The organism is Oxalicibacterium sp., assembly GCF_035565035.1.
Classification (GTDB): domain Bacteria; phylum Pseudomonadota; class Gammaproteobacteria; order Burkholderiales; family Burkholderiaceae_D; genus Oxalicibacterium.
Window position 1 is genome coordinate 1 of the sequence record NZ_DATMTD010000056.1, and the last position, 22,944, is coordinate 22,944.

Consider the following 22,944-nt stretch of genomic DNA (forward strand, 5'->3'; position numbering starts at 1 on the left):
TCGGGCGGATTTTTTATTGAATCGACTACAACGATTTCTCGCTGCATTCATGACAGCGTTCAGATCAAGTGATCCAGCATGTCCGGGCCGAACACCTCGCGATGCAGGCGCTGCTGCGGAACACCGTGCGCCAGCAGATCCGCCCATTGCGCCTGCATGAACGGCAACGGGCCACACATGTAAATGTTTGCCTTGTCGACATCCCATTGTGGAAGTTGCCTGAACTGCATGCGACCCGACAAGACCTCCGGATGCGCATTCGCGTTTTCTTCATAGAACGTGACGCTTTGCAGGTTCGGCATCTTTTGTTTCGCCTTTTCGAGATCGGCCTGATGAGGATGATGATCCTGACGACGCGAGGCATGCGCAAAGATCACACGACGTTCAGGCGACACGTCAGCAATGCGATTCAGTACGGAGATCATCGGTGTGATGCCGATGCCTGCCGACAGCAAGACGATTGGCTCATCGCCTTCCGTCTCCGGCTGGAAATCGCCAAACGGCTTGCTGACTTGCAGCAGACCGCCGACTTCCACATTGTCGTGCAACCAGTTCGACACGGCACCGGCCGGCGTTTCGGTTCCGGCAATTTCACGCTTGACCGAAATGCGCAGATGCTGGCGATCCGGCGCGTCGGACAGGCTGTACTGGCGCAACTGGCGCATACCGTTCGGCAATTGGACGGCGACACTCACATACTGGCCCGGCTTGAATTTCGGCAGAGCGGAACCATCCATCGGCACCATCGTGAAGGACTTGACCAGTTCGCTTTCATGACTCACTGCGATGACACGCATATTGAACAATGCTCCGGGAATGATGCCCGCTTCCGCATACAGCTTGTTTTCCTCGTCGATCAGCGCTTGCGCCAGCAACCCATACGCTTCAGCCCAGGCCGCGATCAATTCCGGCGTCGCTGCATTACCCAGCACCGTCTTGATCGCCTTGAGAAGATGATGACCGACAATCGGATAGTAGGCTGCCGTGATGCCCAGCGAGACATGCTTGTGCACGATGCGCGAAATCACTGGCGCCAGCGCAGCAGCGTTGTCGATGTTCGCCGCATAGGCAAAGACGGCGGACGCCAGCGACTGCTGCTGGGCGCCATTGGCCTGATTACCGGCGTTGAACGTGTTGCGCAAATGCGGATAGGTATCGAACAGATCCTGATAGAACACCTTGGTGATGGTCAGACCATGCTCGCGAAGGACAGGAACGCTGGCGTCGATATACGGACGGGATGCTGCGGATAACATGACTTACTCCTTATGTGGCATTTAAAATGCAACTTTAAAACCATAAAAAAGGACCCTCAGCGGGCCCCGCTCTGACTGCTTTTCTTTAGGCAGCACGATCCATCATGAATGTTCGGTGCATTCTGACAATGTGCTCACCTGTATTTCCATCAACCATGTCGGCCAGTGTGTATTGATCCATGGCGCCATAGAACGCTTCAATACCAATCTGCAATACATTGCGCAAGCGACAATCTCCCGACAGGCGACAACCAATCCCTTCGCAATCAATCGCTTCTGCGTCACCTTCCAGCACACGCAGGACACTTCCAATGCGCAACGATTCTGCGTCGATCGCTAGGCGGATACCGCCATTGCGTCCGCGCACCGCATCGATCCAGCCCATCTTCGCCATTGTGCCTACCACCTTCACCAGATGGTTATGCGGGACATCGAACTGCTGCGAGACTTCGGAAACGGTGACGGGAGGCGTGCGCGTTTCCCTCGCCAGATACATCAGCACGCGCAATCCAATATCTGAGAACCGGGTCAACTTCATCAGGCCATGCCTCCACCATGAGAATTCTATTTAATATGCATTTCAAAAGCAACATATTTATTGCCGGCTTCGACGAAGCAGTTATGAAAAACGAAACAACGACTCGCCCGCCGGCAATTCGGCTGTTACGCCAATTGCCGATGCTAGAATGTAGCAAAATTCATGTAGCAAAATCCGCACCAAGCAATCACAAAGAGTGCGCCAAATATCTCTGGAGACACATCATGCTGTTAGGCTTCATCGGACTTTTTCTCGTCTACGCCGTTGCACACTACCTGATTACCGTGGACCGACGCGACCTTTTCGCGACGATTCTTGTGATCGTGCTGCCGTTCGTCGGACTTTATTATCTGGGCTGGATGTCGTTGCTCTACTGTCTCGCGGCCGCCTATCTCGGCACCAAAGCCGGGCTAAAAAAGCTGCAGCGCAGCACTCGTACGGTGCGCACATCGTTCTACAAAGACGACGAAGAGCAGCCAAAGTAAAGTCTGGTGCGTATGTGTAGTGTGTAGTGCACCGTTACGGCGCAAGCCAGCGCCAGCATAGATAGCCGACCAAAATCCATATTGCAACGATGATTACGGCGCCGAGACGGCTTTTCGGTTTGGCGCCTTGCGTCTCCATCCACTTCTGCGCCTGCTCACGACATTCTTGAACCACGCCTGGCGGCAGCAACCGAATTACCAGCCAGATCAGAGCCGGCAGCAGCAGGACATCGTCCAGATAGCCCAGAACGGGAATGAAGTCCGGCACCAGATCGATCGGACTGAGCGCGTACAGCACCGCGACAATGCAAAGAACCTTCGCCATCAGCGGTGTATCCGGATGCCGGCGTGCGAACCAGATCATGACGACGTCACGCTTCAGACGTCTTGCCCAATCACGCAAGCTATTCATTCCACACTTTCCTCATTTTCGCAGTCTTCCTGATGAACGTCGCAGCCCGAATTGTACAAGCCGGAATGCTTATAATGACCGTACGTCATGCCGCATCGCACTGCGGCAATCATTGCATCCCATAAGAAGCTGAACCATGCCCGTTTCCCTCGATCGTCTTCTTGTAGTTGGCATTTCATCGCGCGCGCTGTTCGATCTGGAAGCGGAAGAAGCCATTTTCCGCACGCAGGGACTGGGAGCCTATCGCAAACACCAGATCGATAACGAAGGCGAAATCCTCAAGGTCGGCGCCGGCTTTGCCCTCGTGCGCGCCTTGCTGAAGTTGAACACGCTGACGCCGGACCAGCGTTTGGTGGAAGTCGTCATCATGTCGCGTAACTCGACCGAAACCTCGCTGCGCATCTTCAATTCGATCAAGCATTACGATCTCGACATCACGCGTGCAGTCTTGTCCGGCGGCGCATCGTTGACGCCTTATCTGCATGCTTTCAATGTCAGCCTGTTCCTGTCGCTGCATGAAGACGATGTGCAGGCAGCCATCGATTCCGATACGGCCGCTGCACTGCTTTACCAGAAGCCGGCGAACGCCTTTGAAGAACTGGATCAGATTCGCATTGCGTTCGACGGCGATGCCGTGATCTTCTCCGACGAATCGGAACGCATCTATCAGACGCAAGGCATCGAAGCCTTCGAGAATCACGAACGTGAAAATGCATTGAAGCCGTTGCCGGAAGGACCCTTTGCGCGGCTGCTGAAAGCGCTGTCGTACATCCAGAACAATTTCAAGCATGTCTCGTCGGCGCCGATCCGTACAGCGCTTGTCACCGCGCGTTCTTCACCGGCACATGAACGTGTGATCCGCACCCTGCGGGCGTGGGACGTGACGATCGATGAAACATTTTTCATGGGCGGCGTTTCCAAATCGGATGTGCTGGCCGCGTTCAAGCCGCACATGTTCTTCGACGATCAACCCGGTCATTGCGACCGTGCGTCGTCCTATGTGCAAACCGGACGTGTGCCGCTGCGTGGCGAATTGAAGGACGGCAAGCTCTACTGATCGCACTTATGCGTGTGTTCGGCATAAAGAAAAAGCCGCTTCCGGTTATACGGAAGCGGCTTTTTTAATGAACAAACCCGCCAGAAGAATCGTATAGCGACCCGATCAGCGTTCCGCCACGGCGTCGGCAACACACAGTGCCGTCATGTTGACGATACGACGCACCGTCGCCGATGGCGTCAGTACATGCACGGGCTTGTTACAGCCGAGCAGGATCGGGCCGATTGCCACGTTTGCGCTGACCGTCGTCTTCAAAAGATTGTAGGCAATGTTTGCCGCATCGATATTTGGCAACACCAGCAGGTTCGCATCGTTTTTCAGCGTGGTGTCGGGCACGGCCTTCTTCAGCATCGTCGAATTCAAGGCCATGTCGCCATGCATCTCGCCGTCGATTTCCAGATCCGGTGCGCGCGCACGTACCAGTTCGCGTACCTTGCGCATCTTCTGCGCCGATTCGCTGTCGCTGGTACCGAAGTTAGAATGCGACAGCAACGCGACATACGGCACCAGACCGAAGCGACGCATTTCTTCTGCTGCCAGCAGCGTGATCTCCGCCAGTTGCTCGGCCGTCGGATTCTCGTTCACGTGCGTATCGACGATGAACAGCTGACGATCGGACAGGATCAGGCAGTTCATTGCCGCGTACGTGTTGACGCCCTCGCGCTTGCCCGACACCTGATCGATGTAATGCAAGTGCAGATCGTTGGTGCCGTAAGTGCCGCAAATCATGCCGTCTGCATCGTTCTTGTGGATGGCCATCGCGCCGATCAAGGTGTGGCGACGACGCATTTCCAGCCGTGCATATTGCTCGGTGACGCCCTTGCGCCGTGTCATCGACAGATATGTTTCCCAGAAATCACGATAGCGGTCGTCGTGTTCCGGGTTGATGATCGTGAAATCGACATCCGGCTTGATGCGCAGGCCGAAGCGCTCGATGCGTTGTGCCAGCACGGCTGGCCGACCGATCAGAATCGGTGTCGCGAGTTTTTCATCGACCACTACCTGCACCGCACGCAGCACGCTTTCTTCTTCGCCTTCCGCAAACACGATGCGCTTCAATTCCGGTGCTGTCGTCTTCGCGATGTTGAAAATCGGCTTCATGAAGGTGCCGCTGCGATAGACGAATTGCTGCAGGCGATCGACGTACGCTTCCATGTCGGTAATCGGCCGCGCTGCCACGCCGTCTTCCTGCGCTGCCTTCGCAACGGCCACTGCGATCCTGGTCATCAGGCGCGGATCGAAAGACATCGGAATGAAATAGTCGGGACCGAAACTCAGGTCGGTAATGCCGTAAGCGCTCGCCACGATATCCGATTGCTCGGCTTGCGCCAGATCGGCAATCGCGTGTACCGCCGCGATTTCCATGCCGCGTGTGACCGTGGTGGCGCCGCAGTCGAGCGCTCCGCGGAAGATGTACGGGAAACACAGCGAATTGTTCACCTGGTTTGGATAATCCGAACGCCCGGTCGCAATCACGGCATCGTCACGCACTGCGCGCACTTCTTCCGGCAGGATTTCCGGCGTCGGATTGGCGAGTGCCATGATCAACGGTCGGTCGGCCATTTTCGCCACCATATCCGGCTTCAACACGCCGCCGGCAGACAGACCGAGAAAAATATCCGCGCCGGCAATCACATCGCCCAGCGTACGCGCATCGGTTTTCTGCGCGAATTTTTCCTTGGCGGGATCCATCAACTCGACGCGTCCCTGATACACCACGCCAGCCAGATCGGTGACATAAATATTCTCGCGCGTGAAGCCCAGATCCACCATCATGTCCAGGCACGCAAGCGCAGCAGCACCGGCGCCGGAGACCACCAGTTTGCTCTTGCGAATATCTTTTCCGACCACTTTCAAGCCATTCAGCATTGCGGCGGCGACAATGATCGCGGTGCCATGCTGGTCATCATGAAAGACCGGAATCTTCATCCGTTCGCGCAACTTGCGCTCGATTTCAAAACATTCCGGTGCCTTGATATCTTCCAGGTTGATGCCGCCAAAAGTTGGCTCCAGTGACGCGATGATGTCGACCAGCTTGTCCGGATCGGTTTCATTGATCTCGATATCGAATACATCAATGCCGGCGAATTTCTTGAACAGCACACCCTTGCCTTCCATCACCGGCTTGGCCGCCAGCGGACCGATATTCCCCAGACCCAGCACCGCGGTACCGTTGGTGATGACGCCGACCAGATTGCCGCGCGCGGTGTAGCGATAAGAGTCGGCCGGATTCGCCGCGATTTCTTCGCAGGCGACAGCGACGCCTGGCGTATAAGCCAATGACAGGTCACGTTGATTGGTGACTTGCTTGGTGGGTGCAATGCTGATTTTGCCGGGCGTGGGAAATTCGTGGTATTCGAGTGCCGCCTGTCTCAGTTTGAGGCGAAGTTCTTCTTTCTTGTCGAGATTCGAATCCATACCTTGCCACGTCCTTGTCAAAAAGAGGGAATTTCATTCTAGCAGGGGGACACAACAATTGCCTTTCCGTTTCCGATGAAAAACAATCATCTGCTCATCCTTGCCGCGAATCCTATTGCCCAGATAAAAACTATCAATTTCATCTTTGAATAGCATAAGCCTATGATCTTCTGCATGGCGCACTTGCTGTACGCCCTTTCACTCAAGGAGAAAATGATGTCCGCACAACCACGCCTCTTCACTGCCAAACGCCAAACCAATGCAGTCGCAAACAACGTACGACATCAGTCGCATCATCATAAACAGCATCCTGCGCAAGCTCAGAAAACATCCCGCATCAAAAAAGAAATCGTGGAAGACACCTACGGCGATCTGTCCTGAACGATCTGTCCTGCATATTCGCATTCGGCGGAACAAGGTAAGATGACGGCCGCGATCGGTATGTAACTGGCTCTTCTTGCGAGATTGCCTGTTGCATGCCGGTCGCGGCTGCGCCGTTCCGTCAATCGATGAGCGTTTTCAATGTACGTCGACTGTCGTCCGCAATCGGACGATTGAAGGAATGGCGCGGACAGGAACGAGGCAGACGCATCGCGCATGTCCGCAACACAACTTGCCGCGCCATGGCATTGCCGGCGCAACATCGACATCAGGAAGACAATGAAACCGATCATCATCATCGGCGCAGGACTCGCCGGCTACACCGTCGCACGCGAATTTCGCAAGCTGGACAAAACCACTCCACTGATCATGATCACTGCCGACGGCGGCGGCTTCTATTCGAAACCGATGCTGTCCAACGCCTTTGCGCAGAACAAGCAGGCGCAGCAACTGGTGACGCAAAGCGCCACGCAAATGGCCGAGCAACTGAACGCCACCTTGATGACCGGCACCACCGTCAACGGCATCGATACGCAGGCCAAAACCGTCGATACCAGCGCCGGCAAATTCGACTACGAAAAACTCGTGCTGGCTGTCGGCGCACAACCGATCCAGCTCGGCCTGAAAGGCGATGCCGCACATCACGTCGTGTCCGTCAACAACATCGACGATTACGCTGCCTTCCGCGATCGTGTCGATTCACCGAAGAATGCATCGCCGGTGCGCATTGCCATTCTCGGTGCCGGCCTGATCGGTTGCGAATTTGCCGACGACCTGGCCGGTGCCGGCCATGCGGTCACACTGATCGATCCAAGCGCACGCCCGCTCGCGGCACTGGCCGCTCCGGCGTTGTCAGCCGGCCTGCAATCTGCGCTAAGCGCGCGCGGTGTGAAATTCCATCTGAATACCGTTGCGGAAACCGTCACGCAAGCCGACACCGATCTGCGTGTCACACTGGCCGACGGCAACACCGTCGAAGCGGACATTGTGCTGTCCGCGGTCGGCCTGCGTCCCGATTTGCGACTGGCCCATGCTGCGCAACTGAAAACCAATCGCGGCATCGTCATCGATACGGCTGGCCAGACCAGTGCAGCGGATGTGTACGCATTGGGCGACTGCGCCGAATACACCTTTTCTGCTGACGGCGCGACCCGCATCCTGCCGTATATCGCACCAATCATGACTGCCGGCCGCGCCATCGCTCGCACGCTGACCGGCGAACGCACGGAAATCGATCTGAAACCATCGCCAGTCCTGATCAAGACACCGAGCTACCCGCTCGCGCTGATCGCTCCAGCACCGCATCTGGTGGCCGACGGCACGTGGCAGGATGAAGCCATCAACGGTAAAACGGTCTGCCGCTTTTACGATACGAACGGCGCCATGGCCGGCTTCGGCGTATCGCCGCACGACAATGCGATTCGCACGGAACTGCTGAATGCACTTGGCAAGAAAGCCGGCGAATGAGCGTTGATGGCAAACAGCACGCTGGCGACATCGACGCCAAGGTCGGTGCACTGCGCTACCTGATGGTCATGCTGCTCCAGCGTCTGGATGCAGATGGACGCATCGATATGGCGGAACTGATGTCGGGCGTACGCGCAGATCAGCTGCCATCGATACCTCCACACCGGATTACGCTTTCGTCGGCAAGGTATTCGGCGAAACGCTGGATATTCTTCAATTCGCTGCTGACGTCCGCAAGGACTGAAAAATCTTCTCCGCATCGCCATCGTTGTCGATTTTTGCAGTGGCAACGATGGTGACGGATCAGGCGATACATATGACGAAACATCAATCGTCTTCTGTACAATGACCGCATGCTGTCCGAATTCGATCTGATCGCACGCTATTTTGTGCGCCCTTCCCATCCCAAAAACCGCGCCACGCTCGGCGTCGGCGACGATTGCGCGCTGCTCACGCAACAGGCAGGCATGCAGACAGCCATTTCGTCCGACATGCTGGTGGAAGGCCGCCACTTTTTCGCAGGTGCCGATCCGTTCAAGCTCGGCCATAAATCGCTGGCGGTGAATCTTTCCGACCTCGCGGCGATGGGCGCCGAACCGGTCGCCTTCACGCTGGCATTTTCCTTGCCGGGTGTTGAAGAAGAATGGCTGTCGCAGTTTTCGCAAGGCATGTTTGCATTGGCGGACGCACACGATTGCGAACTGATCGGCGGCGATACGACGAAAGGCCCGTTGAACATCTGCATCACCGTGTTCGGCCGCGTACCGATCGGTCAGGCGCTGCGACGCGATGCGGCGCTGGTCGGGGACGATATCTGGGTCTCCGGCTCGCTCGGCGATGCGCGTCTCGCACTCGGCGCGCTGTACAACGAATATGCATTGAATGCCGATGCGCTCGATCGCGCCGCGATTCACCTGCACACACCGCAACCGCGCGTTGCGCTCGGCCTGGCATTGCGCGGTATTGCGCATGCTGCCCTGGATGTGTCCGACGGCTTGATCGGCGATCTCGGCCACATCCTGAAAAGTTCGCAGGTCGGCGCCACGCTCAATGTCGATGCATTGCCTGCGGGCGCCATGCTGCAGCAACAGCCGCTTGAAATGCGCCGCCGCTTCACGCTGGCCGGCGGCGACGATTACGAACTCTGCTTTACGGCACCGGCATCGAAACGCGAAGCCGTGCTCGGCGCCGCACTCGCCGCCGGCACGGAAGTCACGCGCATCGGCGTGATCGAAGCCGAACGCGGTACGCGTCTGCTGGATGGCGATGGTCGCCCGCTCGATCTGAACATTTCTTCCTTCGATCATTTCGCCTCGCCATGAATGCAACGGCTCCCGGCCGAACGACCGTCGTTCGCCCCAATTCAAGTTTCATGCTGAAGCATCCGGCGCATCTCTTGGCGCAAGGGTTCGGCAGCGGTCTCGCACGCACGATGCCGGGAACCTTCGGCACGCTGTTTGGCTGGCTGTCATTCAATGTATTGTCGTCACGCTGGCCGGACGTATTCTCGTCAACCAACTGGCTGATCATCATCGCCGTCGGTTTTGTCATCGGCATCTGGGCCTGCGCAAAAACCGGACGTGATCTCGGCGTCGCTGATCACGGCAGCATGGTGTGGGATGAGATCGTTGCGATCTGGCTGGTGATGCTGTTTGTCACTCCGGCTGGCGCGTGGACGCAATTTGCCGCGTTCCTGCTGTTTCGTTTCTTCGACATGGTCAAGCCACCGCCGATCAATTATTTCGACCGCACGATCAAGGGCGGATTCGGTGTGATGCTTGACGATCTGGTCGCCGCGTTCATGACGCTACTGGTCTTTGCAATATGGCGCTCAATCTGAGCATGGAAGATCTCATCGCACTCTGTGAAACCGTTGGGCAACGCCTGAAAGCGCGCGGCTTGGCGCTCGCCACCGCGGAGTCCTGTACCGGTGGCGGCGTGGCACAAGCGATTACCGACATCGCGGGCTCATCGGCATGGTTCGACTGTGGCTTCGTCACGTATTCCAACGCATCGAAGATGCGCCTGCTCGGTGTGCCGGGTAGCACACTAGAGCAACATGGCGCCGTCAGCGCAGAAACCGCTGCGGCAATGTGCGAAGGCGCGCTGCGAAACAGCAAGGCAACCGTTTCTCTCTCGACGACCGGGATCGCCGGACCGGATGGCGGCGTGCCGGGCAAGCCGGTCGGTACGGTTTTTTTCGGGTGGGCTTGTGGTGACACTGTGCGCACTGAACGTGTGCAATTCAGCGACAATCGTCACGCCGTGCGCATGCAAACGGTGGAACATGCATTGCGCGGTTTGCTCATCCTGCTGGACGAAACCGCATAAGCCGATCGGCACGTCCTGTGCCGATGAATCAAATCAGAATAGAAAAACCAGTGCGCCGATTGCGCAGAGGATGGAGACGGCCATCGTTTTGGCCGGATGATTTTCGATCAAATAAGTCATGAGATGAAAGGTGGAATGTGTGTCTTTGCGGTGACGGGAGTATAGATTTCCCTCCCTCTTTCACCTATCCCATGAATATGGCAAATCAGTTGCAATGACGATTGATCGCATCGCGTGTTTCCAGCGCCACGCGACGTGCAGCTTGAGCAAAATTCTCGCCCGCTTTTTCATCCGGCTGCGCATACAGAATCGCACGCGATGAATTGATCATCATCCCGGTACCCGCTTTCGTGCGGCCGGCTTCGACCGTCGCTTTCACATCACCGCCCTGCGCACCGATGCCGGGAATCAGCAAGGGCATGTCACCGGCAATCGCCCGCACCTGCGCCAGTTCGTTCGGAAAGGTTGCCCCGACTACCAGGCCACACTGACCATTGGTATTCCATTTGTTCGCCACCAGATCGGCGACATGCTGATAAATCGGCTTGCCATCGGCATTGAGAAATTGCAGGTCGGAACCGCCTGCATTGGATGTGCGACACAACACGATCACGCCGCGATCCGGACGTTCCAGGTATGGCTGCACCGAATCGAAACCCATATACGGGTTGACCGTCACCGCATCGGCACCATAACGCTCGAACGCTTCGCGCGCGTACTGTTCGGCCGTCGCGCCGATGTCGCCGCGCTTGGCATCCAGCACGATCGGGATCTGCGGATATTTTTCCCGCAAATAAGTGCAGATATCTTCCAGCTGCTCTTCCGCACGTAAGGCGGCGAAATAGGCGATCTGCGGTTTGAACGCGCAGGCCGTGTCGGCGGTAGCGTCGATTATTTCCTTGCAGAACGTCAGGATTGCGTCATTTTTCCCGCGCAAATGGGCGGGAAATTTGGCGAGATCGGGGTCGAGCCCGATACACAATTGGGAATGGCGTTCTTGCCACGCGGCGGATAATTTCTGAATGAAGGTCACGGCGGAATCTCGTTTTTTCTGGCAGCCCGTATTGTAACTTGCGCACGGGGGCAGGGACCGGTGCGCATTCTGTCGTCAGGTTCCGGCATCGTGTTATCTTTCCACAATCGGCTCCGTTGAAAATCGGGGTCACCGCCATCACATGGCAGGCGATGATGCACATCTTCTTTTATCCCTTATCCACGTTATCCACGGAGAAATACAATGGCTAGATTATTCAGATGGTTGACGATTGCTGCACTGGCGTCGATGCTGACTGCCTGCGGTTACAACGATTTTCAGGCCAAGGATGAAGCGACCAAGGCCGCGTGGAGCGAAGTCGTCAACCAGTATCAACGTCGCGCCGACCTGATCCCGAATCTGGTCAATACCGTCAAGGGGTATGCATCGCACGAACGCGAAACGCTGGAAGCCGTCACCAAGGCGCGTGCCGCCGCCACAAGCTTCCAGATCACGCCGGAAGTACTGAACAATCCGGAGGCATTTGCCAAGTTCCAGCAGGTGCAGGGAGAACTCTCGTCCGCACTGTCGCGCCTGATGGCGATTTCGGAAAATTATCCGCAACTGAAGGCCGACACCAGCTTCCGCGATCTCCAGTCGCAGCTTGAAGGTACGGAAAACCGCATCACCGTCGCCCGCCAACGCTATATCGCCGCAGTACAGGAGTACAACGTGCTGGCGCGCAGCTTCCCGACCAACCTGACGGCGAAGATTTTCGGTTATCCGGTCAAGCCGTCGTTCACGGTCGAGAACGAGAAGGCGATTTCCGCGCCGCCTGCCGTCAACTTCGATAAATAAGCGATTGCCCGCGATGATCATGCTGCGCCTTCTGTTTGCCTGTACGTTGGCGTTCTTCTGCACGCTGTCCGGCGCACAGAATCTGGAACCGGTGCCGCCGCTCAATGCGCGCGTCACCGATCTTGCCGGCATGCTCAACATCGGACAGAAAGCCACACTGGAAAATGTGCTGGCCGATTATGAAAAACGCACCGGCAACCAGATTGCCATCCTGCTCGTAAACAAAACCGAGCCGGAAGCGATCGAGCAATACAGCATTCGCGTTGCCGACGCGTGGAAGCTCGGGCGCAAGGGCGTCGATGACGGCGTCATCCTGCTGGTGGCAAAAGGCAATTCCGCTGCATCAGGACGCTTGCGCATCGAAACCGGACGCGGCGTACAAGGCGTGCTGACCGACGCACAATCCAAACGTATCCTGCAGGACGTGATCGCACCGCATTTCCGGCAAGGCGATTATTACGGCGGACTGGCGTCGGGCGTTTCCGTCATCACGAGCCTGCTCGACAAGGAAACATTTCCCGAGCCGGAACAACGCGGTCAGCCGAACGGCCAGTCAAATAACAGTGGCGGCTTCGGCCTCGCGCCTTTCCTTTTCTTCACGATCCTGATCATCATCACGCTGTTGCGCAGCCGCGGCGGACGTGGCGTTGGCCGGCGCGGGCATCGCAGCGACGACTGGGGCAATGCCGCCGGCGTGATTTTAGGTTCCGCAATTGGCAACCACTATGGTCGCGGTTCTTCCGGAGGATTTGGAAGCGGGGGCGGCTTTGGCGGTTTCGGTGGTGGCGGCGGATTTTCCGGCGGCGGTGGCGGTTTCGACGGCGGCGGCGCTTCGGGGAACTGGTGATGAACAGATACGCACGCGCATTCCGTCATCTGACGACAACCCGCCTGAGCGGTAAAAAGGCCTTTCCGGCCGAAACACTGAAAGCCGTCCAGGCAACCATCGCGGAAGGCGAAGCAGTCCATCGCGCCGAAGTCAGGTTGATTGTCGAACCGGCACTCGATCTGCATGCCGCCTTGAACGGCATGACATCGCGCGAACGTGCGCGCGAACTGTTCACGCACTATCGTATCTGGGATACCGAAGAAAATTGCGGTGTGCTGATCTACATCAATCTGGCCGATCACCAGGTCGAGATCATCGCCGATCGCGGCATCGCGCGCTGCGTTCCCGCATCGGACTGGCAAACCGTATGCAAGACGATGACCAGCGGCTTTGCACAGCAGATTTACCACGACAGCACGATCGCCGGATTGAAGCAGTTGAATGCACTGTTGCGCGAACACTTTCCGGAAAGCGTGTCGTCGCAGAACAACCAGAACGACCAGCTATCGAATCAGCCCATCCTGTTGTAAGGACAGGCAATTCGGTCCGGGTAAATCAGCCTTTTTCGTATACCCACTGCAGCAACGCATCCTGCGCCGCCTGGCCACTGACAGCGTGCATATCGTTGATGATGCACACCACGGCATAGCGCCTGCCCGACGCGGCCAATACATATCCCGCCACAGCGCGAACGTTGTCGAGCGAACCCGTCTTGATATGTGCATGTCCGGCAATCGTGTCCATGACAAGACGTTTGCGCATCGTGCCGTCGAGACCGACGACCGGCAGCGACGACATCAGTTCCGGCATGACCGGCGATTGATAGGCCGCGACCAGCATGCGGCCCATCATTTCGACCGACACCTGTTCGACACGTGACAGGCCGGAACCGTTTTCAATCACCAGCTTCGCGGTATCAATACCCTTGTGATCGAGCCATCCCTTGATCAGGGCCGCACCGCCGGCAGGCGTGGCCGGCACATTGCCGGTTTCGGCCGCAATCGTCAGCAGCAGTTGACGCGCCATCACGTTGTTGCTGTATTTGTTGATGTCGCGAATGACTTCCGGCAACGATGGTGATTGCCATTCGCCCACAAGACGTGCATCCGTCGGTACGACGCCCTCCATAACGGAGCCGTTGAACACGCCGCCGACTTCGCTCCATAGCTCATTGAATACCAGGCCGAAATAATCGGCATTGCTGATCGTGTATGGCTGGAGATACCAGGTTTTCTCGCCGCAGGATGCCGGATACGCGCCGTCAAAACGCAACCCACGCGCATCCATCTGCAGGTTCAACCTGCCCTGCCAGTCGCCGCAGGCACCGTTCGACAGAACCGGCGTGGCAATCGGGAAACCCGCCAGCGGTGGATCGGTCTGCACATCGGCGACCAGACGCATTGGATCGGGACGGAAGCGCAATGCCAGTGCCTTGTAGTTCAGCAGCAAGGCATCGGGACCGGCGTTGTACGGCTTCAACGGCGCATCGTCGAATTGTGCTGCATCATGCGGCAATGCAGCGAACAGGCTGCGATCAAGAATCAGGTTGCCGCGAATTTCGCGAATACCGGCAGCGCGAACCTGACGCAGCAGCTGCCAGAATTTTTCGGTTACCAGTTTCGGATCACCGCTACCCTTGATAATGAGATCGCCACGCAATACATCGCCATCCTGCGTGCCGTTTGCAAAAATCTGTGTTTTCCATGAAAACGCCGGACCGAGCAGATCGAGCGCCGCATTGCTGGTGACGAGCTTCATCGTGGAAGCAGGGTTGAAGCCGGCATCGGCATTCAGTTTCAGCATCGGTACCGGCCCGGAAACCGGCTGCACATAAATGCCGACAGCTTGTTGCGGGATGGCGCTGCGACTTAATGCATCGACAACCGTTGCCGGCAATTTCTGCGCGGCAAAGACGGCGGTCGATGTCAGGCCGATCGACAACAACAGTGAAGGAAAAAAGAAGAATTGTGTGGCGATTCGCATGGTGGGAGGCGTGATGAACAATCTGAATTATTGCATGCCCTGTCGAGATCGCGACATGCAGACGTGTTGTGCAAACGCGTCGGTCACTCTGACTGCATGTCCGTCATTACTGGTGGCTGGGCATTGTTGAAAGGAATCTGAAAGAAATCGGCATTACAATAAGATCTCCGAACACAAGCATTCGGCTCGGGGTTCCCTCCTCAAGAACGACTATACCGATGACCGCGATGATCATAATGACAATCCAGGCAGCCGTTCTCCCAGCATCATCAACAGTTCCGTTGTCTTCGGCAACGTCCCTCATGCAATATCTCGTTACGACGGTGTATTGACGTGTTCAATCCGCCCGATCCGTTTTTCAGTTATGCCGTCCTGATCGATGCGATCGCGCTAATTCTGACCTTGCTTTTGATACTGGCCGCGATTTATCTGCGGATGGCACTGAATCGCCGTGTGCAGCAGGAACGGGACTTTTTTGCCGTGTGGCGGCCATTGATGTTGAGTTCGCTCGATTCGTCTGTTTGGGCGGCGTTGCCGTCGCTGGCGAGCAGCGATCGCATGTATTTTCTCAAGCTGTGGAACGACCTGATGCGTTCCGCGACCGGTAACGCATCGGGCAATCTGATCCGCATTGCTCTTGGTGTCGGGGCCGACCGATTTTCGCGACGCATGTTGCGACATGGCAGCCGCGCCGAATGCCTGCTGGCGACCATTGCGCTCGGCTACCTGCGTGATCATTCGGCACGCGATGCACTCGTCACACAAACCATGGCTGCCGACAGCGTCACGTCTCTGCATGCCTTCCACGCACTGGTGCGCATCGATGCCGATACCGCTGCCAGCGAGTTGACTCCGTTGATGCTGGCACGCGAGGACTGGCCTGTCGCTCAGGTTGCCTCGATACTGCAACCCTCCCAAAGCGCGTTCATGCTGCCGCTGCTGGAAGCCACGGCAGAAATACGTGCCACGCATCTCGCAAGAACATTGCGCCTGATCGAAGCCTTGCATCTGACGTTGCCGCACGCAACGATCGCCTCCCTCCTTCAACAGGAAAATCCGCAAACCGTCATCGGCGCGCTGCGCATTGCCAACGATGTCGGCCTGCTGCCATTGATACGGCAACATCTGCATCACCCGGATTGGCGTGCGCGCCTGCAGTCCGCTCGCGCATTGGGCCGCATTGGCGAATATACCGATGTCAATCGACTGGTTCCTCTTCTCGCAGACAAGGAATGGTGGGTGCGTTATCGCTCCGCACAAGCACTGGTAGGCATGTCATTTTTCAGCCTGACCGAAGCCGAAATGTTGCGCACCAATCTTTCAGACCGTTTTGCACGCGACATGCTGGCGCAAGCTATTGCAGAAAGATACGCATCATGAGCTGGCAAATTCTGGTCGACTGCCTGGCAGCGGGAATCATCGGGTATTTCATCCTGTCGCGGACCGGCAATTTTTTAATCAATCTCCTCGCAATTTTCCGTTTGCGTGATCTGGAACGAGAAAAAGTGCTGGCCGACCTGCCGCTGCTGCATGCCGGACTGGAACAACCGATCAGCATTCTGCTGACAACCCGCGATGAAGCTGCAACCATCGTTGCAAAAATACGCACCTTGTTGCAGCTGGACTATTCGTCGTTTGAAATCGTTGTCGTCAACAATGGTTCGCGTGACGCAACGATGGCTGAACTGACCGGCGCCTTCGACCTGCATCCGTTTCCCGAAGCGTATCGCGTTCGCCTGAAGACAAAGGCAGTCAGAGGAATTCATCGCTCGGCGGGTTACAAGAATCTGCGCGTCATCGACCAGGAAGCCGGCAGCACGGCCGACGCATTGAATGCCGGCATCAATGCCGCACGTTATCCGCTGCTTTGCAGCGTCGCCAGCGACACGCTATTGCGTCGCGATTGCCTGCAACGTCTTGCCGCCCCGTTCGTCAGCGACAACCAGGTCATGGCTGCAACAGCATCGGTCCGGGTCGGCAACGAATGCAAAACGACAAACGGCCTGCTCGCCGGTATCGTTCTGCCGGAACGCTGGCTGTCACGATTGCAACTGATCGATCAGTTACGCGCATCGTTGTTTGCGCCACTCGGCTGGTCGATAGGCAACGCAACCTTGTTGACCACGCCGGGAATCAGTTTGTTACGCAAGGAGGCGGTCATTCACGCCGACGGCTACAGCACGCAGGCAACTGATCCTCAGATGGAAATCATCGTACGCCTGCATCGCGCAATGCGCGAGAAGCGCCAGCCGTACAGCATTCGCTTCGTGGCAGAGCCGATTTGTGTACGGAACGTTCCCGACTCGCTGTACATGTGGAAAGAAAAGCGTACCCACTACCAGCGGGCATTGGCAGACAGCCTGCATCTGAACACACGCTGGCCTTTACGCAACGCCGGTCTTGCAGGCCACATCGCATTTCCCTTTGTCCTGCTGTTTGAAAGCTGGGGGCCGTTGATCGAACTATTCGGCTATCTGTTCATGCTCGCCGCGTTCGCCGGTGGCGTGATACCGGCGCAGGCATTCGGTGCTTTCATGATGGCGGCAATCGGATTCGGCATCCTGCTGTCTGCATCGGGGCTGCTGCTCGAGGAAATGTCATTCCATACCTATTCCGAAAAAAGCGACGTGCTCGCACTGGCCCTCGCCGCCGTTTTTGCCAATCTGGGATATGCGCAGCTGGATACCGTATGGCGTTCGATGGCGATGCTGCAGAGGAAACAGGAGAGCGCATCGCAAACCACACGTCCGGAACAGACGTAAACATCGGCCAAGACTAGATCAACGTCCCGGTCATTTCTGCCTGCAGGCGCTTGCCTTCTTTCAGCATGCGACCCAGTGCTTCCGCCTGAATCGGACGACTGAAAAAATAACCCTGGATCTGATCGCATTCATGCCTGCGCAGATAGGTCAGCTGTTCAATGGTTTCCACACCTTCCGCAATTACTTGCAGGCGCAAGCTGTGCGCCAGAGAAATGATCGATGTAACGATAGCCGCATCGTCCGGATCGATCGTGATGTCATTGACGAATGAACGGTCGATCTTCAACACGTCGATCGGGAAACGTTTCAAATACGACAGGCTGGAATAGCCGGTACCGAAGTCGTCGATCGACAGCTTGACGCCAAGCGCCTTCAGTTCACGCAGAATGCCGATCGCATTTTCCACATCGGCCATGACCAGGCTTTCGGTTAATTCAATTTCCAGATATTCCGGTGACAGTCCCGATTCGCTCAATGCCGCTGCAACGCACTCCACCAGATCCTTCTGGCAGAACTGTCGGGCCGACAGATTGACTGACATCCGCAGATGGCCGAGTCCGTCGCGCTGCCATTGCTTGCCCTGCCGGCAGGCTTCCTGAATGACCCAGGCACCGATCGGCACGATGAGGCCGGTTTCTTCCGCCAGCGCGATGAAACGTATCGGCGGCACCATGCCGAATTCCGGATGCTGCCAGCGAATAAGCGCCTCGACGCCAACGATCTCACGGGTACGCAGGTCGACCTGCGGCTGGTAATACAGGACGAACTCGCCGCGTTCCAGCGCGTTACGCAAATCGCCTTCGATCCGCAAACGCTCGAGTGCACGCTCGTTCATTTCGGATGTGTAGAACTGGAAGTTGTTGCGACCGGTTTCCTTCGCACGGTACATCGCGACGTCGGCATGCTTGATCAACTCTTCCGGTGACAGGCCATCCGAGGGATAGACGGATACCCCAACGCTGCTGCTGATGAAGAACTCGTGTCCTTCGATCGTCAACGGTTGGGCAATCGCATCCATGATGCGCCTGACAATGCCGGTCGACAATCCGGCATCGGTACGTTCCGGCAGCACCAGCACGAATTCGTCGCCACCCATGCGTGCCACGGTATCGGTATCGCGCACCGACGATTGAATGCGATTGGCAACTGCTTTCAACAGCACATCACCGGCCTGATGACCGAGCGAGTCGTTGATGAACTTGAAGCGATCCAGGTCGATGAACAATACCCAGATCGGATGACCGTACCGATGCGCATACGAAATCGCCTGCCCGAGTCGATCGCGTAGCAGATTGCGGTTTGCGAGGCCGGTCAGTGCATCGCGGTTGGTCTGGAACTCCAGTTCGGATTCGTAACGCTTGGTCGCCGTGATGTCGTATTGCGCCGCGACGTAATGGCTGACTTTGCCGGTATCGTCCCGCACCGGCGCAATGTACAGATCGCTCCAGAACAGCGTGCCGTCCTTGCGATAATTGCGCAGCACCGCATGACCTTCTCGCTGCTCCAGCGTGCAGCCGCGCACTTCCTCGATACCCGATTGATCGCTGTCCTTGCCCCACAGGAAGCCGATATGACGACCGATCGCTTCGTCCGCCGGATAACCGGTGATGCGTTCGAACGCCGGATTGACGTATTCGATTGCGTAATTCGGTGCGTTTGCGTTGAGGATGATGATTGCGTTGGTACTTGCCTCGATCGCACGTTCGCGCAGTTGCAGGGCCTGCTCGGTCCGCTTGCGTGCGGCAATATCGGCGATCAGATCTTCGTTGACCGAACGCAATTGCAAGGTGCGCTCATCCACCAGTCGCTGAATACGGCGCGACCGGCTGACCATCGTCTGCATGCACGCAGCCGTGCCGATGCTGAACAGCAGAGCCGCCAGGAATGCCCACATTGCATTGCTGCTCTGGCTGGTGAAAAGAACGGGCGGCGTGGAAACCACGACGCGCCACGTCTTGCCGGCGATGTCGAATGCCTGTTGATATGGTGCCGGCTGGTCGTACAGCAACCATGTCGGCAAACCGAAAGTCAACGGTTTGACAGGCTCTGCAGCACCGCCGCCGAAGATCAGGCTTTGTTCGTTCCACACAGGATTCAACATCGCACTTGCATAGACGTTGATGCTGATGTTCCGCTCGCCCTCCGGAGTCCCGAGGAAATTTTCCGTCACCAGCGATTTGACGATCAGATCGCTGCTACGGAAAACCGCTGCCGTATCTCCAATCACCGCGGCACGCCGGGACGGCGCATCGGTCAGCACCGCACCATGCCGATAAATCGGCATCAGTACAACGAAACCCTGCTGCGTCCCGCTTTCCTGCAACAACTGGAAAAGACCGGTGGCAGATGGCTCGCCGGTATCGATGGCGCGCTGCATCGCCTGAGTCTGCACGTCATAGGAGTCCGCATCGAAACCGAATGCTGCTTCGTTGCCCTGCTTCGGCTCGATGTAGTCGACGACGCGGTAGCGATCGCGAATGCGCGCAGGTACCGGCTTGCCGTCCTGATTCTCCGTGATCGCAAAGCCCGGGAACTGCTCGCGCATTGTCGCTTCGTAAGCCGGACGTTCCTGTTGCGAAACGAAACGATGGTAATTGAGTGCCTGAATGTAGGGATTGCGCGCCAGGAGAGGCTCGGCAAATAACCGGAACTGTTCGCGGCTGACCGTTTCGAAGGCGACGAAAAGCTGGTTGATGTCCTTCAGCACGCGCATCGAATTGTCCAGACTCTTCTGGATCGCAGCTACGCGAATCTTTGCATGCTGCCGGAAAGCGATGTCCGCATTATCGTGTTCCAGCCGGCGCAGTGATGCAAACAGGATCGCGCTGATCAGCACGCCCACTACCAGCGTCAACAAGGCTGCCATCGACAGGGAAAAAGGAGGACGACTGCGCATCGATAGAATTCCCTATGCGTACCGTTTCAAGGACCGGATTGGCCGACAGCGGGGATCGATCAGACTGATTTCTGATCCATAAATATTTCTTTAGAGTAACTTATTTGCAACTTATTGATAAGAAAAGATCGTCATATCCCTCGATAAATCACGCATAAGCAACACTTTCGCCTGCATGCAGACACCGATCCACACCAACGCTCTTCACAAAACACTTTCATGCAGAAAAACAAAAGCGCGCCATTGGCGCGCTTTGTTCACCGTCAACCCAGCCATTTGGCAATGGATAGCAACAGTACCAGCAGCATCCACAACAGCAAGGCCCGCCACACCAGCCCCACCGTACTTTGCAATGCCCGGCTGGAGGCTTCTTCACCAAATGGCGTCTCCGTTTCAATATTTACCGAATCAACGGTCGTTGCGTCTACCGGGATCACATCGGTTGCAACTTCCACTGGCGTACCCAGGCGAATACCCATCGCACCGCCACCCGCGGAAAGGATGATGCCTATCGCTTCGTCCTGCCAGCGTCCCGCAAAATTGCGCCACGCGTAAATCGCGTCCTCGAAATTGCCGACCACGGCAAACGCCGCTGCAGTCAGACGTACCGGAATCCAGTCGATCCAGTAAAAAGCCTGTGATGCGAAACGGCCAAACTCTTCACGTTCGGCAGTACGCGGTTCATTCCAGATGCGCGCCAGATATTCTGCCACCCGATAGATGACGGCGCCGGTCGGTCCCAGCGGCGTCAGTATCCAGAAAAAAACACCGAACACATTGCGATGCGTAGTGACCAGTGCTTGTTCCACGGCGATGCGGGCGACTTCGCTCGCATCCATACCGGCCGTGTCGCGCTTGGTCCATTCGGCCAGCAGCGAACGCGCTGTCGCCTCGTCACCGTTATTCAACGCCAGCTGGATCGATGTAAAGAAGTGACTGTAGTGACGAAACCCGAGTGTCAGATAGACGACAGCAATATTCAGCAGCAGCACAAAAAGCGGACCGAACTTGAGACAGATCCAGTGCAGCAATGCCACCGGTATCGCAAAGGCCGCGATCATCAATCCCCACGCCAGTCGGCCATGTTTCGCCTGCCCGGCGTTGAACGATGCCTCCAGTTTGCCTGCCAGCGTCCTCGCGCTTGCATAAACCGGATTGTCCGCACGCAGCGGTTTCAATTGCTCGATCAGCAAAGCGAAGAGTATGGAAAAAAATGTCATCGAGGCGCCCTGGATAGTAAATCAGCCCATACGATAACGCAGGCCATCAGCGGAATCAAATACTGCTGCGCACAGTTAGTGCAGGATCCGTGCAACCACGAATGCCCGGCCGTTATCTACACACGCAGAAAATGAAACAGGTTGCGCAACATGCCCGCCGTCGCCCCCCAGATGAAGTAGCGCTCGTACGGCATCACGTAAAACGTCCTGCGCCCGGTCTGGAACTCCGCGGTACGCCGCTGGTGGTGCTTGCCATCCATCAGGAAGGCGAGCGGCACCTCGAAAATTTCCGCAACCTCGAACGAATCGGCTTTCAGTTCGAACGGCGGCTGCACAATGCCGACCACAGGCACCACACGAAATCCGGTACCGGTACAGTAATCGGGCAAGGTACCGATCACTTCCACGTGGCGCTTGTCGAGTCCGATTTCCTCTTCGGCCTCACGCAATGCGGTTTCGACCGGCGAAGCATCGAAAGTCTCGGTACGTCCGCCGGGAAAACTGATCTGTCCTGCGTGATCGTTCAAATGTGCCGTACGTTGGGTCAACAACAAGGTCGGCCCTGTTTCGCGCTGGACAATCGGAATCAGCACAGCCGCATCGGTCAATGGCCGGTCCATCGGACGCACCAGGCGTTCGATCGAAATCTCGGGCGTCCACTCCGGCGGATTGGCAAACCGATCGCGCAGCACTGTTGCCGTCAATCGGTCTGGTGTAATGGCCTCTTCCCCTCCCAATGAATCTACCGGGAGCGATTCTGGATCGAAATGCAGTCTGGCCAAGTGACGTTCCTACGTACAAAAAATGAATCTGAAAATCTGTTGCGGTATCGTATTTCACATTTCCGGCATTTGCTTGAGCGTCACCGCTATCGCTACGGATTGTGAAACAAGACTTTTATTTTTCCCGCTACAAGTAACGTTTTGCGATATTACCTGACTGTCCGACTTTTGTTGTGATCATGAAAAATTGCTCTCCAAGCGGTCTTTATAGATAAAAACATTCTCGACAAGGGCTGGCAATTCATAAGAACAACGACCAAAAAACAAAACCCCGCATCCTGAATGCGGGGTTTTGT

The 22,944-nt window shown here is 56.6% G+C and carries 22 protein-coding genes; 13 read left to right on the forward strand and 9 right to left on the reverse strand.

Annotated elements, in window-relative coordinates:
* Positions 1-59: 59 nt before the first annotated feature.
* Both VN114_RS05080 and VN114_RS05085 read right to left on the reverse strand, forming a co-directional pair.
* Complete coding sequence (locus tag VN114_RS05080; RefSeq protein WP_325512636.1) at positions 60-1,256, reverse strand: globin domain-containing protein; 1,197 nt, start codon at positions 1,254-1,256, stop codon at positions 60-62.
* Positions 1,257-1,341: 85 nt separating this feature from the next.
* Complete coding sequence (locus VN114_RS05085; RefSeq protein WP_325512638.1) at positions 1,342-1,794, reverse strand: Rrf2 family transcriptional regulator; 453 nt, start codon at positions 1,792-1,794, stop codon at positions 1,342-1,344.
* Between the two features lie 224 nt (positions 1,795-2,018).
* Between VN114_RS05085 and VN114_RS05090 the strand changes: the two genes are divergently transcribed.
* The gene (locus tag VN114_RS05090; RefSeq protein ID WP_325512640.1) at positions 2,019-2,279 is read left to right on the forward strand and encodes a hypothetical protein; all 261 of its coding nucleotides are present in this window, start codon (positions 2,019-2,021) and stop codon (positions 2,277-2,279) included.
* A 34-nt stretch (positions 2,280-2,313) separates the two neighbouring features.
* Here the strand turns inward: VN114_RS05090 and VN114_RS05095 are convergent, their stop codons facing one another.
* Complete coding sequence (locus tag VN114_RS05095; RefSeq protein WP_325512642.1) at positions 2,314-2,691, reverse strand: YkvA family protein; 378 nt, start codon at positions 2,689-2,691, stop codon at positions 2,314-2,316.
* A 136-nt stretch (positions 2,692-2,827) separates the two neighbouring features.
* Between VN114_RS05095 and VN114_RS05100 the strand changes: the two genes are divergently transcribed.
* Entirely contained in the window at positions 2,828-3,748 is a 921-nt protein-coding gene (locus VN114_RS05100; RefSeq protein WP_325512644.1) for a 5'-nucleotidase, read from the forward strand.
* A 105-nt stretch (positions 3,749-3,853) separates the two neighbouring features.
* Here the strand turns inward: VN114_RS05100 and VN114_RS05105 are convergent, their stop codons facing one another.
* Positions 3,854-6,166: an NADP-dependent malic enzyme gene (locus VN114_RS05105; RefSeq protein ID WP_325512646.1), complete on the reverse strand. Its 2,313-nt coding sequence runs from the start codon at positions 6,164-6,166 to the stop codon at positions 3,854-3,856.
* A gap of 174 nt (positions 6,167-6,340) precedes the next feature.
* Here VN114_RS05105 and VN114_RS05110 point away from each other — a divergent pair, with 174 nt between their 5' ends.
* From VN114_RS05110 to VN114_RS05135, 6 genes are all read left to right on the forward strand, one after another.
* Entirely contained in the window at positions 6,341-6,547 is a 207-nt protein-coding gene (locus tag VN114_RS05110; RefSeq protein WP_325512648.1) for a hypothetical protein, read from the forward strand.
* 216 nt (positions 6,548-6,763) lie between these two features.
* A complete protein-coding gene (locus tag VN114_RS05115; protein ID WP_325512650.1) occupies positions 6,764-8,014 on the forward strand; it encodes an FAD-dependent oxidoreductase in 1,251 nt (416 codons plus the stop codon).
* Entirely contained in the window at positions 8,011-8,313 is a 303-nt protein-coding gene (locus tag VN114_RS05120) for a hypothetical protein (RefSeq protein WP_325512652.1), read from the forward strand. Before VN114_RS05115 ends, VN114_RS05120 begins: the two co-directional genes overlap by 4 nt.
* A gap of 54 nt (positions 8,314-8,367) precedes the next feature.
* Positions 8,368-9,336, forward strand: a complete 969-nt coding sequence (gene thiL, locus VN114_RS05125) for a thiamine-phosphate kinase (RefSeq protein WP_325512654.1) — start codon at positions 8,368-8,370, stop codon at positions 9,334-9,336.
* A gap of 50 nt (positions 9,337-9,386) precedes the next feature.
* Positions 9,387-9,854, forward strand: a complete 468-nt coding sequence (locus VN114_RS05130; protein ID WP_325512656.1) for a phosphatidylglycerophosphatase A — start codon at positions 9,387-9,389, stop codon at positions 9,852-9,854.
* Positions 9,855-9,856: 2 nt separating this feature from the next.
* Positions 9,857-10,345 carry a CinA family protein gene (locus VN114_RS05135; RefSeq protein ID WP_325512678.1) on the forward strand — a complete coding sequence of 163 codons (489 nt, stop codon included), beginning with the start codon at positions 9,857-9,859 and terminating at the stop codon, positions 10,343-10,345.
* Between the two features lie 205 nt (positions 10,346-10,550).
* Here VN114_RS05135 and pyrF read toward each other — a convergent pair whose 3' ends face one another.
* Entirely contained in the window at positions 10,551-11,378 is an 828-nt protein-coding gene (pyrF, locus tag VN114_RS05140; RefSeq protein ID WP_325512658.1) for an orotidine-5'-phosphate decarboxylase, read from the reverse strand.
* 204 nt (positions 11,379-11,582) lie between these two features.
* Here pyrF and VN114_RS05145 point away from each other — a divergent pair, with 204 nt between their 5' ends.
* From VN114_RS05145 to VN114_RS05155, 3 genes are read left to right on the forward strand one after another with little or no spacing between them, the layout of a single operon-like run.
* Entirely contained in the window at positions 11,583-12,176 is a 594-nt protein-coding gene (locus tag VN114_RS05145) for a LemA family protein (protein ID WP_325512660.1), read from the forward strand.
* Between the two features lie 13 nt (positions 12,177-12,189).
* Positions 12,190-13,023, forward strand: a complete 834-nt coding sequence (locus VN114_RS05150; protein WP_325512662.1) for a TPM domain-containing protein — start codon at positions 12,190-12,192, stop codon at positions 13,021-13,023.
* Positions 13,023-13,535 carry a TPM domain-containing protein gene (locus VN114_RS05155; RefSeq protein WP_325512664.1) on the forward strand — a complete coding sequence of 171 codons (513 nt, stop codon included), beginning with the start codon at positions 13,023-13,025 and terminating at the stop codon, positions 13,533-13,535. Before VN114_RS05150 ends, VN114_RS05155 begins: the two co-directional genes overlap by 1 nt.
* A gap of 25 nt (positions 13,536-13,560) precedes the next feature.
* On the opposite strand, the gene dacB is transcribed toward VN114_RS05155, so the two are convergent.
* Entirely contained in the window at positions 13,561-14,988 is a 1,428-nt protein-coding gene (dacB, locus tag VN114_RS05160; protein ID WP_325512666.1) for a D-alanyl-D-alanine carboxypeptidase/D-alanyl-D-alanine endopeptidase, read from the reverse strand.
* Positions 14,989-15,321: 333 nt separating this feature from the next.
* On the opposite strand from dacB, the gene VN114_RS05165 reads away from it, so the two are divergent.
* Together VN114_RS05165 and VN114_RS05170 are read left to right on the forward strand one after the other, a co-directional pair.
* Positions 15,322-16,368 (forward strand): HEAT repeat domain-containing protein, encoded by a 1,047-nt coding sequence (locus VN114_RS05165; RefSeq protein ID WP_325512668.1) that lies wholly within the window; start codon positions 15,322-15,324, stop codon positions 16,366-16,368.
* On the forward strand, positions 16,365-17,750 hold the full coding sequence (locus VN114_RS05170) for a glycosyltransferase family 2 protein (RefSeq protein WP_325512670.1): 1,386 nt from the start codon (positions 16,365-16,367) through the stop codon (positions 17,748-17,750). Before VN114_RS05165 ends, VN114_RS05170 begins: the two co-directional genes overlap by 4 nt.
* 13 nt (positions 17,751-17,763) lie before the next feature.
* Here VN114_RS05170 and VN114_RS05175 read toward each other — a convergent pair whose 3' ends face one another.
* The 3 genes from VN114_RS05175 to VN114_RS05185 all read right to left on the reverse strand — a co-directional run bounded on the left by VN114_RS05175 (position 17,764) and on the right by VN114_RS05185 (position 22,648).
* Positions 17,764-20,646 (reverse strand): bifunctional diguanylate cyclase/phosphodiesterase, encoded by a 2,883-nt coding sequence (locus VN114_RS05175; protein WP_325512672.1) that lies wholly within the window; start codon positions 20,644-20,646, stop codon positions 17,764-17,766.
* A 263-nt stretch (positions 20,647-20,909) separates the two neighbouring features.
* Positions 20,910-21,866, reverse strand: coding sequence for a CobD/CbiB family protein (locus VN114_RS05180; RefSeq protein ID WP_325512674.1), 957 nt, complete (start codon positions 21,864-21,866; stop codon positions 20,910-20,912).
* Positions 21,867-21,982: 116 nt separating this feature from the next.
* Positions 21,983-22,648, reverse strand: coding sequence for a CoA pyrophosphatase (locus VN114_RS05185; protein ID WP_325512676.1), 666 nt, complete (start codon positions 22,646-22,648; stop codon positions 21,983-21,985).
* Between the last annotated feature and the right edge of the window lie 296 nt (positions 22,649-22,944).

Bases quoted from the DNA above. Each gene is read 5' to 3' on its own strand.
- VN114_RS05080 (WP_325512636.1), bottom strand. From the start codon at position 1,256: ATGTTATCCGCAGCATCCCGTCCGTATATCGACGCCAGCGTTCCTGTC.
- VN114_RS05085 (WP_325512638.1), bottom strand. From the start codon at position 1,794: ATGAAGTTGACCCGGTTCTCAGATATTGGATTGCGCGTGCTGATGTAT.
- VN114_RS05090 (WP_325512640.1), top strand. From the start codon at position 2,019: ATGCTGTTAGGCTTCATCGGACTTTTTCTCGTCTACGCCGTTGCACAC.
- VN114_RS05095 (WP_325512642.1), bottom strand. From the start codon at position 2,691: ATGAATAGCTTGCGTGATTGGGCAAGACGTCTGAAGCGTGACGTCGTC.
- VN114_RS05100 (WP_325512644.1), top strand. From the start codon at position 2,828: ATGCCCGTTTCCCTCGATCGTCTTCTTGTAGTTGGCATTTCATCGCGC.
- VN114_RS05105 (WP_325512646.1), bottom strand. From the start codon at position 6,166: ATGGATTCGAATCTCGACAAGAAAGAAGAACTTCGCCTCAAACTGAGA.
- VN114_RS05110 (WP_325512648.1), top strand. From the start codon at position 6,341: ATGGCGCACTTGCTGTACGCCCTTTCACTCAAGGAGAAAATGATGTCC.
- VN114_RS05115 (WP_325512650.1), top strand. From the start codon at position 6,764: ATGTCCGCAACACAACTTGCCGCGCCATGGCATTGCCGGCGCAACATC.
- VN114_RS05120 (WP_325512652.1), top strand. From the start codon at position 8,011: ATGAGCGTTGATGGCAAACAGCACGCTGGCGACATCGACGCCAAGGTC.
- thiL (WP_325512654.1), top strand. From the start codon at position 8,368: ATGCTGTCCGAATTCGATCTGATCGCACGCTATTTTGTGCGCCCTTCC.
- VN114_RS05130 (WP_325512656.1), top strand. From the start codon at position 9,387: ATGCTGAAGCATCCGGCGCATCTCTTGGCGCAAGGGTTCGGCAGCGGT.
- VN114_RS05135 (WP_325512678.1), top strand. From the start codon at position 9,857: ATGGAAGATCTCATCGCACTCTGTGAAACCGTTGGGCAACGCCTGAAA.
- VN114_RS05145 (WP_325512660.1), top strand. From the start codon at position 11,583: ATGGCTAGATTATTCAGATGGTTGACGATTGCTGCACTGGCGTCGATG.
- VN114_RS05150 (WP_325512662.1), top strand. From the start codon at position 12,190: ATGATCATGCTGCGCCTTCTGTTTGCCTGTACGTTGGCGTTCTTCTGC.
- VN114_RS05155 (WP_325512664.1), top strand. From the start codon at position 13,023: ATGAACAGATACGCACGCGCATTCCGTCATCTGACGACAACCCGCCTG.
- dacB (WP_325512666.1), bottom strand. From the start codon at position 14,988: ATGCGAATCGCCACACAATTCTTCTTTTTTCCTTCACTGTTGTTGTCG.
- VN114_RS05170 (WP_325512670.1), top strand. From the start codon at position 16,365: ATGAGCTGGCAAATTCTGGTCGACTGCCTGGCAGCGGGAATCATCGGG.
- VN114_RS05175 (WP_325512672.1), bottom strand. From the start codon at position 20,646: ATGCGCAGTCGTCCTCCTTTTTCCCTGTCGATGGCAGCCTTGTTGACG.
- VN114_RS05180 (WP_325512674.1), bottom strand. From the start codon at position 21,866: ATGACATTTTTTTCCATACTCTTCGCTTTGCTGATCGAGCAATTGAAA.